A 15,514-nucleotide genomic window follows, 5' to 3' on the forward strand; every position below is an offset into this window, starting at 1 on the left:
GTTTTAATATGTTTCTGAAAATTAGTGCAGGATCTGGCTGAGGAACAGCTTGGTACGCTCATGCTGCGGATTGTCAAAGAATTCGGATGGCGAATTCTGCTCCACAATCTGCCCCTGATCCATAAAGATCACGCGGTTGGCAACCTGACGCGCAAAGCCCATTTCGTGGGTTACGCAGATCATGGTCATGCCTTCTTCAGCGAGGCTGACCATAGTGTCCAGCACTTCCTTCACCATTTCAGGATCAAGCGCAGAGGTCGGCTCATCGAACAGCATAATACGCGGCTTCATGCAGAGTGAGCGGGCAATCGCCACGCGCTGCTGCTGACCACCGGAAAGCTGACCCGGATATTTATTGGCCTGCTCCGGAATCTTAACGCGTTCCAGATAATGCATCGCAATTTCTTCTGCCTGTTTCTTCGGCATTTTGCGCACCCAGATCGGCGCAAGCGTGCAATTCTCAAGAATTGTCAGATGCGGAAACAGGTTGAAATGCTGGAAAACCATACCGACTTCGCGACGCACTTCATCGATCTTTTTCAGATCATTGGTCAGCTCTTTGCCGTCCACAATGATCTGGCCTTTCTGATGTTCTTCAAGGCGGTTAATGCAACGGATCATCGTTGATTTACCGGAACCGGAAGGTCCTGCCACGACAATACGCTCCCCGCGCATTACCCGCAGATTAACATCGCGAAGCACATGGAATTCACCATACCACTTATGCATTCCGACAATATCGACTGCGACATCGGTTTTGGATATTTCCATGATTGCTCCCGTTTCTTCCATCGTCGGCTTCAGCAAAGCGCCCGATTGCATGCTCATTCTTTATTCCCTCACTGACCATCCGCAGCAATAACGCTGATGGTATTCCCGATTGAATGGTTTCATCCGTCTGAATGAAACCATTTCTGTTCTTTGGCAGCTGTGAGCGAAAAACCAACTCCCGGTTTTCCGCAGCCGCTTACCGATGGCTCGTATCCAGCCTTCTCTCCATATATAGCGAATAACGCGACATACAGAAACAGAAAATCCAGAATACAAATCCGGCAAAAACAAGACCCGTTGCCGGTGTCTGCGGTGTTGCCCAAGTGGCATCCGAAAAATTCTGCCTGACGATTCCAAGCAGGTCGAACATACCGATAATGTAAACAAGACTTGTGTCTTTGAACAAGCCGATAAACGTGTTCACAATACCCGGCAAAGCAAGTTTCAGCGTTTGCGGCAGGATAATGAACAGAGTTTTCTGCCAATAGCTCAAGCCCAGCGAATCCGCGCCTTCATATTGCCCTGACGGAATCGCCTGCAAGCCGCCGCGAATGACTTCAGCCATATAGGCGGAAGCGAATAAGGACACGCCGACCAGCGCACGCAAAAACTTATCAAAGCTGGTGCCCGGCGGCATAAACAATGGCAGCATGACGCTGGCCATGAACAGCAATGCCACCAGCGGCACACCACGAATAACCTCAATGAAGATCACGCACAGTGTCTTGATGACCGGCATATTGGAACGCCGTCCCAAAGCCAGAAGAATACCCATCGGCAGCGATACGGTAATCCCCACCACGGACAGGATCAGCGTAACCAGCAGACCGCCCCAGAGCGAGGTTTCAACATAACGCAGACCGAAGGAACCGCCGACCAGCAGGAAATAGGTGAAAACCGGAAAAACAATGAACAACAGAACTGCGTTCAGCATTTTATGCGGCAGCTTGCCGATCAGCATCGGCACCAGCAAAATCACGAAAACCAGCGCCACGAGTTTCACACGCCAACGTTCATCAACCGGATAGCGTCCGTAGAGAAATTGCTGGAGCTTTGCATCGACAAAAGCCCAGCAGGCACCCGACCAGCCATCCGGCTGCAAACCGCCCTGCACCGTTGTGGTACAGAATGTGCGGTCAGTCCCCGCCCAGACAGCATTGACAAACAACCAGTTTATCAATCCCGGCAGAAACCAGACAATCAGCGAAATACCCATGATTGTCAGAACGGTATCTTTAAGGCTCGAAAACAGGTTTTCTTTCATCCATGAGGCAATGCCTTTCTGACTGGCAGGTGCCGGCATCGGATCAACCATTTGCGAGCGTACATATTGTAAGTCTGAATTTGTCATCTTACCGCTCCACCAATGCCATTTTCGCGTTAAACCAGTTCATAAATGCAGAGGTAATGAGGCTGATGCCGAGATAAACCGCCATCCAGATCGCCACAACTTCTACCGCCTGCCCTGTCTGGTTAAGCACCGTACCGCCGACAGCCATCAAATCCGGATAGCCGATAGCAATCGCCAGAGACGAGTTTTTCGTCAGATTGAGATATTGGCTCGATAAAGGCGGAATGATAATCCGCATCGCCTGCGGCACGACAACAAGGCGCATTGCCTGCGGTCTGCGCAGGCCCAAAGCTGCCGCTGCCTCTGACTGGCCTTTGCTAACCCCTTTGATACCGCCGCGCACAGTCTCCGCGATGAAGGATGCCGTATAGAATGACAGCGCCAGATAAAGCGCCAGAAACTCAGGCTTTACCTGTGTACCACCGGTCAGATTGAATGAGCCAAGTTTCGGAATATCAAAACTGACAGGCATTCCCGTGATGAAAAATGCGAGTGCCGGCAATCCGATAATCAGTGCGAAAGCAACACGCCAGAACGGAAAAATCTGCCCCGTTTTTGCCTGACGCAAACGTGCCCAGCGATGAATGACAAAGGCTGCAATAACAGCGGCAACGAAAGCCGCAAATATAAGCCATGCATTCTCGCCCCAGATTATGGACGGAAAGAAAAACCCGCGCTTGTTCAGATAAGTATCAAACGGCAAAGCATAGCTGCCGCGCACTTCCGGCAGAACCGACAATACGCCGAAATACCAGAAGAAAATCACGAGCAATGGCGGGATATTACGGAAAGTCTCGACATAAATGGTACAGATTTTGGCGATCAGCCAGTTTCCGGAGAGACGCCCGATACCAACCAGAAATCCGATAACCGAGGCTGTAATGATACCCAGTACAGCAACATAAAGCGTATTCAGAAGACCGACCACAAAGGCCCGTGCATAGTTGGAATCCGCATCATAACTAATCAGCGACTGGCTGACGTCGAAACCTGCGCGACTTTTCAGGAAGTCAAAACCGGATGCAATGTTCAGCCTCTGCAAATTTGCGGCTGTATTTCCTATTATCCAATAAATCAAAGCAAAAACTGAAATAAAAACAACCGCCTGATAAAATAATCCGCGCATTTTCGGATTATTCAGGAGGGAAACTTGTGTTTCCTGTCGCTTGCCGGTTACGGCGCTTTGATCTGCCATGCGCACCTCATGCTCTGCTGTCAGATATTTGACCAGATATTTGAAAAGCCCCCTGCGCCTTTTCACCTATAGCCGGATTATCAAAGTATAAATTTCAGACAGGGATTTCGGCCATATCGGCAGGTACCTTAAATAGCGGTACAATCTTTCAGCTATCTTTTGTTTTTATTGCACGTCAAAAAGCGTTTCATGCTCAAGCTATTTGCTTATACGCGTATCTGACCCGAAAACCGGTCCCCGCTTTTCGGATACGCTCCGGACGGCACAAAATTACAATGTTTCAATTATATTCAGGTACAGAAAGCTATCCTGCACCACATGATGTGGTGCAGGTGCTTATTCTGATTATACGCCGATATTAGCGGATTGGTATACCATATTGCAGACCACCTTTGGTCCACAGCGCATTAATACCGCGGGCAATTTTCAGAGGGCTTGTTGTGCCGATATTGCGTTCAAAAATCTCGCCGTAATTGCCGACATTTTTAACAATCTTCACAACCCAGTCATTATCAAGACCCAGATCGATGCCGATCTTGGTTTCAGCTTCTGTTCCGAGAAGACGTTTGATTTCAGGTGAATCAGACTTCATCATCTCTTCAACATTAGCCTGCGTAATACCGGCTTCTTCCGCATTCAGAAGTGCGTTATGAACCCAGCGCGCCACATCGGCCCATTGTGCATCGCCCTGACGGACAACAATACCGAACGGCTCTTTGGAGATGATTTCCGGAAGAACGACGTGATCGTCAGGGTTGGAAAGCGCCAGACGTACACCGTAAAGGCTGGACTGATCCGTTGTGTAAGCATCGCAACGGCCGCTGTCATAAGCAGCATTGGCCTCTTCGATTTTCTCAAAGACGACCGGATTATATTCCATCTTATTGGCCTTGAAATAATCGGCCATGTTCATTTCAGTTGTTGTACCTGCCTGAACGCAAATTGATGCGCCGGACAGCTGCAATGCTGATTTAATATCCGGAAGTTTCTTACTGTTGACCATAAAGCCCTGGCCATCATAGTAATTCACACCGGCAAATTCCAAACCGAGAGATGTATCACGGCTGATTGTCCAGGTTGTGTTGCGGATAAGAATGTCGATTTCACCGGATTGCAGCGCAGTAAAGCGCTCTTTGGCATTCAGCGGTGTAAATTTAGCCTTGGTTTTGTCCCCGAAAATAGCCGATGCCACAGCACGGCAATAGTCAACATCGAAACCAGACCATTCCCCCTTATCATTCGGGGCGGCAAAACCCGGCAGACCCGTATTGGTGCCGCATTGTACAAAGCCTTTTTTCTTCACATCATCCAATGTGCCGGCAATTGCTGCAGAGGTTGTAACGGTCAAAGCAGCCACGCCGGCCAATTTGAGTAAAGTTGACTTTTTCATATGATGCTCACCCTCATTATCGTTAAACTTATTATCAGCATTCAAAAATCAATTTCGGCATTCTGTCATATCCGGCAAAATCTGAACCGGATCTGCTTTTCGTTTTGACAGCCTGATATCCGGCTTTAACCGGTTTAGTTCAGCCTGTGATCCGCAAGGCGGAAACGGGATGCGTCTAAAACTGTGCCTATCGAAAGCTATTATTTTCGACAGGTCAAGGGTCCAAACACGGAAAATTGTTCAGCCCGCTCCCCGAACACAGCTTGCCCTGCCTCAAAAACCTTAACTTAAGCGCCTTGCAGCTTGATTCTTCTGCTGATTATATTTTTCAGTTCAGGAAATAGCTGCCCTTCCCCGAGACGGAACAGCAGACCCGATTGCGCCAGAAACCGCGCCAGAATCAAGGTGGTAATCGTGCCAATAGCAAAGCCGGTCACCACATCACTCGGATAATGCGCCTGAACGAAAACACGACTTGAAGCAATCAGCGCCAGACCTGCATAGGCAAAGAACCGGTAACGCGGAAACCACAGCGCCAGCAGCGTGGCCAGCACAGCTGCCGTACAGGCGTGACCGGACGGAAAACTGACATAAGCATGGCTGAAATCAAACGGCTTGAAACCAAAAGGCCCTGCACTATCAATAAGAAACGGGCGCGGTCTGCCGACAAAATATTTGAGAATATTCACGATCAGTCCGGCACCCAGAATCGCAGAAATACCGAACAGGCTCTGACCGGCAATCGTGCCCAGACGATTATAATTTTGCAGAAGCTCAGGAATTTTAAGGCCATAGCCTTCCTGCCCGCGCAACCTGTGCCGTCTCACCAGACAGACCGCAATAATGACGGTGAATAATGCAACATAGGGAGCGGCCAATACGAGATTCGTCAGCGATTTCAGAATCTCTACAGGCAACCACTGCACGGAAACGGCAAGGCGGGACAAATCCCCGTCAAAAGGTAAAAGCAACCCCGCACCCGCAATCATAACCAGCAGAAACAGCGTCAGCTGATACGACCACAGATTGGTCGCGCTCTGATCTGCCCTGTCATATTCAGCCTGCTGCCCGGATTGCGCCTTACGCCGTGCCAGCCCCGCCTGAACAGAGGTTCTCAATTCTAAAAATTCATATTTTAAACTCATAAAACTCTCACACCGCAACTGCTGCAATCAATAAAATTGTTCATCTCTTACTATGCTGTAAATCCGTTTTACCGCTTCTCATAAAGAAAGCATAAGGTTTCAGGACAAAGCACAAAGATTATGCTCTAGTCGCAACTGTCATTTTCCGGCTTATTGCAGAAAATGAAAAACGGCACTGTTAACACGCTGAAAACACAAATATTTTCAGAAAAAGCGATTCCGTTTCAGCACGAATAACGAAGACTCACACGAGACAATACAGACTAACAGGCAGCAGGAGGCGTTTTTATGGTCAAATCAGAAAAGGGTACGGGGGAATTAGGGATCAACACAATGCTTACCCATTGCGGGAATGATCCTTATGCATATCACGGCTTTGTCAATCCGCCGGTTGTGCGCGCTTCGACTGTCCTGTTTCCGGATGCTGCGACCATGGCAACGGAAAACCAGAAATATACCTATGGCACGCATGGCACACCGACAACGGACGCTTTATGCAGTGCGATTGACGAGCTGGAAGGTTCCGCAGGCACTCTGCTCGTTCCGTCCGGTCTGGCTGCCGTTACCGTGCCGCTGCTGGCTTTCCTGAAAGCCGGCGATCACGTGCTGTTCGTTGATACGATTTATAATCCGACACGCCGCTTCGCAAATACACTGCTGAAGCAATATGGTGTTGAGATCGAATATTATCCGCCACATATCGGTGCGGATATTGCCGGACTGATCCGCCCGAATACACGCGTCGTTTTCACAGAATCACCCGGCTCCAATACATTTGAAATTCAGGATATTCCGGCAATTGTCGAAGCCGCACATCAGCACGATATCGTCGTGATGATGGATAATACATGGGCAACGCCTCTTTATTTCAAAGCACTTGATTTTGGTGTGGACATTACAATTCATGCCGGAACGAAATATCCTTCAGGACATTCCGACATTCTGTTCGGCATGATTTCCGCGAATGAAAAATGCTGGAAACAGCTGGAAAACGCCTATACCGCCCTTGGCATGTGCGTAAATTCCGATGATGCCTATCAAATTCTGCGCGGTCTGCGCAGCATGGGGCTCCGCCTTAACCATCACCAGCAAAGCGCTCTGACGATTGCCCGATGGCTGGAACAGCAGCCCCAGATTGCCCGCGTGCTGCATCCCGCGCTGGAAAGTCATCCGGATCACGCCTTGTGGAAACGTGATTTCAAAGGTGCCAGTGGTGTTTTCTCAGTGGTTCTCGCTTCAGGCGGCAAAGAAGAAGCCCATAAATTACTCGATACGCTAAAACTATTCGGCCTCGGCTATTCATGGGGCGGCTATGAAAGTCTGGCCGTGCATGTTCAACTCGGCGACCGGACAGTTGCAGCAAAGAGCTATGAAGGACCGGTGATCCGCCTGCAAATCGGGCTTGAAGATACGCAAGATCTGATTGACGATCTGCAACAGGGACTTCAGGCTGCATTTGCAGTCTGATAATCTGTAAAATACGGAAGCTTCTAAAAGCGGAGACAAAACAGTGCTTTTGTCCCCGCTTTTATAGTGTGACATTCATGCATTTTTGGTTGGAAGTGCCGTTTTGCCTCTTGCGCTCCTGCCTTGAAAATTCTAGACACATCTTATCCTTTGAGGATAGCGGAGCGTAGCGCAGCCTGGTAGCGCACCTGATTTGGGATCAGGGGGTCGGAGGTTCGAATCCTCTCGCTCCGACCATGACAAATACTGAATATTATAGTGAAATTTGTCTCTCGTTTAACAGACCAGCAAATATAAGATTTGACGGTCGCTTTTGTGCCCTGAGGTATATGAATATGGTTGCCCGTATTTATCGTCCAGCCAAGACTGCCATGCAATCCGGTAAAGCCAAGACCGAAGCCTGGTTTCTTGAATATGAGCCTGAAGTAGCCCGTAAAATTGAACCGCTGATGGGTTATACTTCTTCCCGTGATATGAAAAGCCAGATCCGCATGAGCTTCGAGAGCCTCGAAGAAGCGATCGCTTATGCGCAGAAATACGGCATTGCCTACCGGATTGAAGAGCCTAAAGAAGCCAAACGCCGTAAAGTGTCTTACACGGATAATTTCCGCTTTGACCGCCAGCAGCCTTGGACTCACTAATTATATACCGCTTTCAGAATATGCGGTCCCGTAGCTCAGCTGGATAGAGCACCGGCCTTCTAAGCCGACGGTCACTGGTTCGAATCCAGTCGGGATCGCCATTCACTCAGCCTTTTACATAAGATTTCAGATTGCAGACTTCCGGTATTTTGTCCGGTTTAAGTCCCATCCCGCCTGCGTTGCGGTGATTCAAATTCGCAAATAACTGTCATTCACAACCAGAAGCTGCCCTTCCCCGAAGAAGAATAAAAAGCTCATTTAAAGAATTAAGTTTCTTATCTTTTGAGCTGATATCTCATAATATTTCCGTTGTAACAAAAGCTGCGTGACTGACGCAGAAATCAGTTTCATTAGTATCTATAGAAAATGAAGCTGGCGTGCTAAAAGTAACTCCCGCGATTTCTCTCCTGCCGGACTTTCAATACTGAAGCACGAAATATGATTAATTATTGGCGCATTCTATTCAAAGCATTAGCAACAGGTGCGCTGGCGCTTATATTTACCCTGATTATTACCAGTATTTTTGTCCCCATGATGGGAGGGCAACTGGCCGGAGCCGGACTTATCATGACGATTGTCTGTCCGCTTGTGACCGCTATTCCGATGTCTGCATTGCACTATCTGAATACTGAACGCCTCAGGATTGCGCGAAATAAAGCTTTGGAAATTCAGGAGGAGCTTGAAAAAGCCAATGCGCTGCTCATCAAACATTCGCGCGAAGACAGTCTCACCGGCGTCCTGAACCGCTCTACTTTTTTTGACAAGCTCATCACTGCGAGCAACAGTCAGCAAACCGGCGGTCTGTTGTTTATCGATCTCGATCATTTCAAAACCATCAATGACACATATGGCCACGCAACCGGCGATGCGGCGTTGCGCCGTATCGGCGCACTGCTCAATCGCCTGAGTCTGAGAAACGGCTTTGCCGGAAGATTGGGCGGTGAGGAGTTCGGCGTCTTCATCAACAGCGCGGATGTCAGCTTCATCTATCAATATGCAGAAAATATTCGTCGGGAAATAAGTATTCTGCGTATTGTCGCTTCCGACAATAAAACTGTCAGCATCACTGCCAGTATTGGTGTCACTTTGTGCGAAGCCGGTTTCAATCTCGATCAGTCTTTACTGGAAGCAGATGAGAAAATGTATATTGCCAAGCGGCAGGGACGCAATCTGATTATTGCATAATGCTTGATAGCAGCCTGTTTTCAGCATTTCATTCTGAAAAAAGACTTGCCTTGGCATAAAACTCGAACTCTATTCCGAACATCATAACATAATAAGGTAATCTTAATGGCTCAGGCAAATTCCTCATCCCGCCCTGTTATCCTGACCGGCCTCGGCGTTCTCGTCCTTGCAGCAGGTCTGTATCTGCAATTCGGCACCAGTTCTGTATCGCTTGCCGATCAGCAAAGATGCGAAAAAATCGTATCGGATACTTATGCTAACAGCGCAGAAGCCAAGAATTCACTTCTGCCTAAATGCTCCGAGCCAGGCATGGTAGCAATGATGGACGCAAAAGCCGGGGGCTCTGATGCTACAACAGCAGCGGCCTCTATTGCATCAGCCAACCAGTCCGATATCGGTTCCAATGCCTTAAGCTTCGGCCTGATCGGTGCAGGTCTCGGCCTGCTCTTAGGCGGTATTGCCACGCTTCTGCGCCGCAAAAAATCAGCTTAATCTGACAACAAAAACAAGCGGAACAGACAAGCAAAGCTACTCTGCTCGTCTGTTCCGTTTTATGACGCTGTATGGATGGGGGGCATCAATGCGCATAATACTGACCGGTATGGCCATATTTGCATTATGGGCAACCAATGCCGTAGCCCAGACCTCAGCAAACTCATGCAGCGTGATTGAAGACCCTGCACAGCGGCTGGCCTGCTTTGACAAGCTTTTCCCAAAAACAAATCAGCCCTCACTATCTCAGAGCTGGCACATCTCTGAAGACAGATCCCCTATTGATGACAGTGCGCAAATATCCGCTTTTCTGCTGCCCAGAGGCAGTGAAAATAAAATAGTCATGCTCGACTCGGTTGCTCTCGGGCTTCGCTGCCACAATTCCACAATTTCAGCAATTATTACGACCGGCACTTCAAGCGCGGCAGAAACCACCAAAGTCACTCACAGAACAGGCGATGAAGCCCCACAAACCATGCTTTGGGAGCGCTCTGCGAACTTCATGTCCGTCGGCCTGTGGTCTGATGAAGAATCTGTGCCCTTCATAAAATAGCTGAAAAATAACAGTATGCTATCGGTGCGCATCGACACTCCGCCTGTCGAGGTTATGTTTGATCTGGCTGATGTTGAAGATATTACTGCGAAAATTGCGAAAGCCTGCGAGCGGGATATTTATCAATAGAGTGCCGTGTGTCAGACTTGGCATGCAAAACTCGCTCTAACCATTTTAATTAGTCTCTGGTCCGGTTTCTGCTATTTTATAACACAAGAATCGCAGACAAATTCCAAGGCAAGGTTTCTGACAGAATGACAACCGCACTCCTGATTATCGACGTTCAGAAGGCAATCATTGCCGGTAAAGCGTCAGCGCAACGAATGCCAGAACTTGAAGCCGCGCTGGATGAAACCGTATTCAGGCTTCAGGCGCTGAAGCAAAAGGCACATGATGCCAATATCCCTGTTTTTCTGATCCAGCATGACGGCGCCAAAGGCCACAGACTTGAAAAGGATACTGCAGGCTGGGAATTGCGTCCGGAAATCGCGGCCACGGGCAATGATATCCTTGTTCACAAGAAATATTCGGATTCATTTCTCGAAACAGAGCTGGCAGACCGGTTGAAAGACCATGGTGTCACGCATCTCATTACCGGCGGCTGCATGACACAATTCTGCGTTGATACGACAGTGAGACGTGCCATCTCACTGGGCTATGACGTGACCCTGCTTGCAGATGGTCATATGACGGGTGACTCCGACACTCTGCCCTATACAGATATTATGAAGCACCATAATGAAACACTGAATGGCTTTGGCACCGATGCTGCATCCGTAGCAGTTAAGCCCTCTGCTGAAATCAGCTTCTGAACAAAAACAAGCCGCCTGCCCGATCAAACAGACAAGCGGCCAATGGCATTACACTCAGAAAACCAGTGAGACACCGGCAACAGGCCCGTGTTCGGTAACATTCCACTTGAATCTGTGGCCGAGCACATCGCCGCCATCATAATCCTGATACAGCGCCCTGTAGCCGAAGCGCAGCAATGCCGGTTGATTAAAGATATGCGTGCGATAGCCGAGATAGGCCTGTCCCTGCGCACTCAAATCTGCACCGGCACCGAAACCGCCGACATCCGCCTCAGCAAATAAATGCCAGCGATCCGTCAGATCCGCCTGAATACGCGCTCCGACGAACGGATCTGTCCATTTCAGTTTACGACGCTCAGACCAGCGATCCAGCATGAAATCGACTTTAAGCTGTGTCCAGCGCAGACCGGCAGTCGGCTCAATCGCAAACACCCGCTGCGTACCGAAAACAGTTTCGCCTTCCAGCGGTACTTCAACCGCACGGAAAAACGCACCGGCGGAGAGCGTTGTCATCGTAACATCTGCTCCCAAAGTCTGGTCATGGAATGATTCATCCTGACTGGTTTTGGTATATTGTCCGTCAAAATACACCCCATAGAGGCCGTTTGTGACTTCCACATTGCCCATGGCGCTGAAATCAAGATTCTCGAAAATATCCGAGAAAGGCACATCAATATTGGTACGGCGACCCATAATATTGGCATGACCATCCAGAGAAGCCGCCCAGATATAAGGACTGACAATCACTTTCCAGCGTCGCTCATCAAATTTGGCAACGGGCTGCGGCGCCAGAATATCGGCCCCTAAAGCCTGCCCGCTGGCGATGCTTGCAGCACTTATACATGCGGCAAAGATAATATGTGCAGTACTGATTCCTGATAAACACTTCATATTTTTATCGCCCCTCAATAAGCAATGTCTGCAAAACGATATAACTGCACTGTCTATATTTACACTTTGAGAAATCACCAGAATAAGATCAAGATTAAACCAATTTTTCAATAGATTTCTTCATATCTGATTCACACAAAGCGTGATAAAAGTTTTTGTCCATTTCTCTGGAAGGAGCATCCTTTTGAAACCGAGTTTCCCGTACTTCCTTAAGAACAAATTTGTAAAATCAGCCACCGCCTTGACTGTTATTGCCGCTGTTTCAGCGCCCTATGCGGCAGCTGCCTGCACCAGCTTCCTGTTGCCGACAACAGACGGCAGCGGCATTTATGCCCGCACTATGGAATTCGGAATTGAGCTGCAGTCCAATGCTCTGGTTATTCCGCGCGCCTATACGCTGCACACAACCGGTGCCGACGGCAAAGCCGGCATGAGCTGGAAGGGTAAATATGCTGCCATCGGCATGAATGCCCTTGGTGAAACCACCCTTGTTGACGGTATGAATGAAAAAGGTCTTGCCGGCGGCGTTCTGTATTTCCCTGAATTTGCAGGCTATGCCGACGGCTCCAAGACCGACAAAGAAAAATCTCTGGCACCATGGGATGTTCTGAGCTGGGTTCTGACCAATTTCGCAACGGTTGAAGAAGTCAAAACCGCCATTCAGGATATGAGCGTCATTAATGTTGTTCAGCCACAAATGGGGTTTGCGCCACCGCTGCATTATACAATTCATGATGCCAGCGGCGCTTCGATTGTGATTGAACCGGTTGATGGCAAGCTCAAAATTTACGACAATCCTGTCGGTGTTATGACCAATTCGCCGTCTTTTGACTGGCATATGACCAATCTCAGAAACTTCCTGAAAATGTCGCCGCTCAATGCACCGGATCTCAAAATCGCCGGCACGACATTCTCACCGCTGGGTCAGGGATCAGGCTTGCTTGGCATTCCGGGTGACTCGACCCCGCCATCACGTTTTGTGCGCGCCGCGGCCTATGTGCAAACTGTTGAAAAACAGCCGAGCGGTGACGATGCTGTGCGTCTGACCGAGCACATTCTCAACAATTTCGATATTCCGAAAGGCTGGATTCAGACCGCAAAAGAGCTGAAAATTCCGCTGGAATACACCCAGTGGTCAACGATTGCCGATCTGAAAAATCAAAAATACTATGTAAAAATGTATGATGATCAGGTTCTGCGCGGCATCGATATCAAAAGCTTTGATCTGGATGCAAAAGAGCTGAAAAAAGCACCTCTCAGCCCGAAGATCACACCACCTTCTGTTGAATTCGCCAAGTAAAAACAAAAAACCGGAGCTGAAAAGCTCCGGTTTTTTTATCGGGTTCACTATGCATCAATCTCAATCGAGGACATAGCAGCTTTTCCCAGTACCGCGATCCGGATCACCGAATGTGCGGTTGTCACAGTTTACGCCGCCACGGAATACACGCTCAACAAAGCGATCCTGTGTGCCGTAACGTACGCGCTTGCGGCCGGAGAAATCACAATACTGACCTTCGCGTGCGCAACGCTGCCATTCACGGTCATTGTCACGATCCCGTCCATAGCCGCCACGCCCGTCACGGTCACGACCATATCCGTCACGATCGCGTCCATAACCGCCGCGGTCACGTCCGTCATAACGAACAACATAAGAGCAGGTTTTGGCTCTGCCACGTGCAGGGTCGCCGAAAACAGAGTTCGAGCAACGCACCTGCGGCTGATTAATAAAGCGCGATGTTGCCCGTCTTCCGCTGCCGTAAATTACTTCTGTCGGATAAGGAATGCGGCACACGCCCCCTTCAGAGGCACATTGCCGTACTTCCTGAGCTGATGCTGTTCCGGTATCAACTGTGTAAGCACCGGCAACGACTGCCAGAAACAACACGGCGCGGGACAGATTTGTCGCAATCGACATTGTGCTCATTTGAATTTCCTTCCTGTATGAGCTGATGCTCATGGTGAAGCCTTTAAAAAAACAGAGCAGATACAGTTTCCGGCCACCGAAGCAGTCTCACCAATATACGCTCGCAGTGCAGGTTCTAGAACACAGAAATTGAACAGGAAATGAACAATCTCATCACTCTCTGTTCCGTTTTGAAATGATTGTGCGATTTCTTAAACCGGTAAGATTATTATGCTTTATGAGATTACATGCAGATATCAGGAGCACCGCCAGCTATGAACCCCGTCTCACAGATTCTTATTTATGCTTTGGCTGCGGTTGCTGAAATTGCAGGGTGCTTTGCTTTCTGGGCATGGCTGAGACTGGATAAACCCGTATGGCTTTTGCTGCCGGGCATTGCATCCCTGATCCTGTTTGCTGTGCTGCTCACATTTATTGATGCTGAGGCTGCAGGCCGTGCCTATGCGGCCTATGGCGGCATTTATATTATCGCCTCATTATTATGGCTGCGGCTGGCAGAGGATTTCTCGCCGGACAGATGGGACATTACCGGCGGTATGCTGGCACTCGCCGGTGCAGGCATCATCCTGTTTGGGCCACGCGGTTAAATCGTCTACATTCGGGCAAGGAATAAATACGGACATAAAATAATCCGCTTTCTGAAGAACAGATATGTGATTGTCATAACAGACGATCCTCTCTGCGATAATGACTCTGTTTCCATGATAGTAAATCCACAGACACAGGTCCTGCCCAATGCAATCCATGAAAGAAATGAGCCGCTATCAGGCACGCCGACGCCTTGCCGTAGCGGTTATTATAGTTCTCCTGTTCCTTGCTTTGCTTTTCGTACGCTCTGCATGGCCGCGCGGTACTCATGAATATATTGAAGCCTTCGGCCTCGGTTTTATCATGGTGGCCATTCTCGGCCGCATGTGGTGCACATTATATATCGGCGGACACAAAGGCGCGCAGATCATTCGCACCGGCCCCTATTCCCTGAGCCGCAATCCGCTTTATGTTTTCAGCACAATCGGTGCATTCGGTATCGGCTGCCTCACCGGCAGTCTCGGTGTCGCGCTCCTGCTGGCAATCGCCTGCTACATCACATTCCTGTTCGTTATTCTTGCCGAGGAAGGCTATCTCGAAAACACTTTCGGCCAGCCTTATCGCGATTATAAGCTTGAAGTGCCGCGCTTTTTCCCGCGTTTCTCCGGTTACAGAGATGTGGAAACCCTGACCATCCGTCCGAAAACGCTCTATAATACCTTCTTTGACGGGCTGGTGTTCTTTGTTGCATTTCCGTTTTTTGAAACGGTCGAGCATTTGCAGACCGCAGGATTTATTCCGATCCTTTTCTACACTTATTAAACATTGCAAAAACAAAACCCGCCATTCAGGAAATGGCGGGTTTAATTATCGGAGAACCGGAGCAGCTTCACATAGCGGCTTTACCGTCTTTCTCTTCCTCGAAGGTAATCGCAACATCAGCATTGGCTGAAAGGCGAACCTTGTTGCCTTCAATATCAGCAACCAGCCCCAGTGAAATATAATGATGGTGCTTATGATGTGCGCCGGCATCGTTTTTCGTGAGCTTGATACGGTCACCTTCCACATGATCGACGATGCCAACGTGAACACCGTCTGCACCGATCACTTCAAAATGCTCTTTGATTTTTGCAGTATCTACCATTGATTGTATCTCCTGTTTCAAA

17 protein-coding genes and 2 tRNA genes are annotated in these 15,514 nt (G+C 49.0%); 11 read left to right on the forward strand and 8 right to left on the reverse strand.

The annotated features are described in order from the left end of the window. Positions 1-21: 21 nt before the first annotated feature. The 5 genes from F7P81_RS00370 to F7P81_RS00390 all read right to left on the reverse strand — a co-directional run bounded on the left by F7P81_RS00370 (position 22) and on the right by F7P81_RS00390 (position 5,825). Complete coding sequence (locus F7P81_RS00370; RefSeq protein ID WP_033315959.1) at positions 22-771, reverse strand: amino acid ABC transporter ATP-binding protein; 750 nt, start codon at positions 769-771, stop codon at positions 22-24. Positions 772-967: 196 nt separating this feature from the next. Further along, a complete protein-coding gene (locus F7P81_RS00375; protein WP_116088186.1) occupies positions 968-2,122 on the reverse strand; it encodes an amino acid ABC transporter permease in 1,155 nt (384 codons plus the stop codon). A 1-nt stretch (position 2,123) separates the two neighbouring features. Further along, complete coding sequence (locus F7P81_RS00380) at positions 2,124-3,317, reverse strand: amino acid ABC transporter permease (protein ID WP_151157974.1); 1,194 nt, start codon at positions 3,315-3,317, stop codon at positions 2,124-2,126. Between the two features lie 358 nt (positions 3,318-3,675). Beyond that, on the reverse strand, positions 3,676-4,707 hold the full coding sequence (locus F7P81_RS00385) for an amino acid ABC transporter substrate-binding protein (protein WP_151157976.1): 1,032 nt from the start codon (positions 4,705-4,707) through the stop codon (positions 3,676-3,678). A gap of 287 nt (positions 4,708-4,994) precedes the next feature. Beyond that, positions 4,995-5,825: a phosphatase PAP2 family protein gene (locus F7P81_RS00390; RefSeq protein ID WP_170265198.1), complete on the reverse strand. Its 831-nt coding sequence runs from the start codon at positions 5,823-5,825 to the stop codon at positions 4,995-4,997. 315 nt (positions 5,826-6,140) lie between these two features. On the opposite strand from F7P81_RS00390, the gene F7P81_RS00395 reads away from it, so the two are divergent. The 8 genes from F7P81_RS00395 (at position 6,141) to F7P81_RS00430 (ending at position 11,002) form a co-directional block, all read left to right on the forward strand. Further along, entirely contained in the window at positions 6,141-7,319 is a 1,179-nt protein-coding gene (locus F7P81_RS00395) for a cystathionine beta-lyase (RefSeq protein WP_151157979.1), read from the forward strand. Between the two features lie 160 nt (positions 7,320-7,479). Then, positions 7,480-7,556, forward strand: a tRNA-Pro gene (locus tag F7P81_RS00400). 92 nt (positions 7,557-7,648) lie between these two features. Next, positions 7,649-7,960, forward strand: a complete 312-nt coding sequence (locus F7P81_RS00405; protein WP_163026116.1) for an ETC complex I subunit — start codon at positions 7,649-7,651, stop codon at positions 7,958-7,960. Between the two features lie 24 nt (positions 7,961-7,984). Beyond that, positions 7,985-8,061: transfer RNA gene (locus F7P81_RS00410), tRNA-Arg, on the forward strand. A 337-nt stretch (positions 8,062-8,398) separates the two neighbouring features. Then, positions 8,399-9,145 (forward strand): GGDEF domain-containing protein, encoded by a 747-nt coding sequence (locus F7P81_RS00415; protein WP_151157981.1) that lies wholly within the window; start codon positions 8,399-8,401, stop codon positions 9,143-9,145. 105 nt (positions 9,146-9,250) lie between these two features. After that, the gene (locus tag F7P81_RS00420; protein ID WP_022712129.1) at positions 9,251-9,637 is read left to right on the forward strand and encodes a hypothetical protein; all 387 of its coding nucleotides are present in this window, start codon (positions 9,251-9,253) and stop codon (positions 9,635-9,637) included. Positions 9,638-9,725: 88 nt separating this feature from the next. After that, entirely contained in the window at positions 9,726-10,190 is a 465-nt protein-coding gene (locus F7P81_RS00425; RefSeq protein ID WP_151157983.1) for a hypothetical protein, read from the forward strand. Between the two features lie 254 nt (positions 10,191-10,444). Further along, the gene (locus tag F7P81_RS00430; protein WP_151157985.1) at positions 10,445-11,002 is read left to right on the forward strand and encodes a cysteine hydrolase family protein; all 558 of its coding nucleotides are present in this window, start codon (positions 10,445-10,447) and stop codon (positions 11,000-11,002) included. A 54-nt stretch (positions 11,003-11,056) separates the two neighbouring features. Here F7P81_RS00430 and F7P81_RS00435 read toward each other — a convergent pair whose 3' ends face one another. After that, positions 11,057-11,893 (reverse strand): hypothetical protein, encoded by an 837-nt coding sequence (locus tag F7P81_RS00435; RefSeq protein ID WP_246176005.1) that lies wholly within the window; start codon positions 11,891-11,893, stop codon positions 11,057-11,059. 184 nt (positions 11,894-12,077) lie between these two features. Here F7P81_RS00435 and F7P81_RS00440 point away from each other — a divergent pair, with 184 nt between their 5' ends. Beyond that, positions 12,078-13,193 (forward strand): linear amide C-N hydrolase, encoded by a 1,116-nt coding sequence (locus tag F7P81_RS00440; RefSeq protein WP_083646831.1) that lies wholly within the window; start codon positions 12,078-12,080, stop codon positions 13,191-13,193. A gap of 60 nt (positions 13,194-13,253) precedes the next feature. Here the strand turns inward: F7P81_RS00440 and F7P81_RS00445 are convergent, their stop codons facing one another. After that, positions 13,254-13,820, reverse strand: a complete 567-nt coding sequence (locus F7P81_RS00445; RefSeq protein ID WP_246176006.1) for a hypothetical protein — start codon at positions 13,818-13,820, stop codon at positions 13,254-13,256. Between the two features lie 254 nt (positions 13,821-14,074). Here F7P81_RS00445 and F7P81_RS00450 point away from each other — a divergent pair, with 254 nt between their 5' ends. Both F7P81_RS00450 and F7P81_RS00455 read left to right on the forward strand, forming a co-directional pair. Beyond that, positions 14,075-14,407: a YnfA family protein gene (locus tag F7P81_RS00450; RefSeq protein WP_022712137.1), complete on the forward strand. Its 333-nt coding sequence runs from the start codon at positions 14,075-14,077 to the stop codon at positions 14,405-14,407. A 148-nt stretch (positions 14,408-14,555) separates the two neighbouring features. Beyond that, entirely contained in the window at positions 14,556-15,170 is a 615-nt protein-coding gene (locus F7P81_RS00455; RefSeq protein WP_075654656.1) for a methyltransferase family protein, read from the forward strand. 67 nt (positions 15,171-15,237) lie between these two features. Here the strand turns inward: F7P81_RS00455 and F7P81_RS00460 are convergent, their stop codons facing one another. Then, positions 15,238-15,492: a DUF2171 domain-containing protein gene (locus tag F7P81_RS00460; protein WP_022712139.1), complete on the reverse strand. Its 255-nt coding sequence runs from the start codon at positions 15,490-15,492 to the stop codon at positions 15,238-15,240. Positions 15,493-15,514 lie beyond the last annotated feature (22 nt).

This window comes from Pseudochrobactrum saccharolyticum, from assembly GCF_008801715.1.
Classification (GTDB): Bacteria; Pseudomonadota; Alphaproteobacteria; order Rhizobiales; family Rhizobiaceae; genus Pseudochrobactrum; species Pseudochrobactrum saccharolyticum.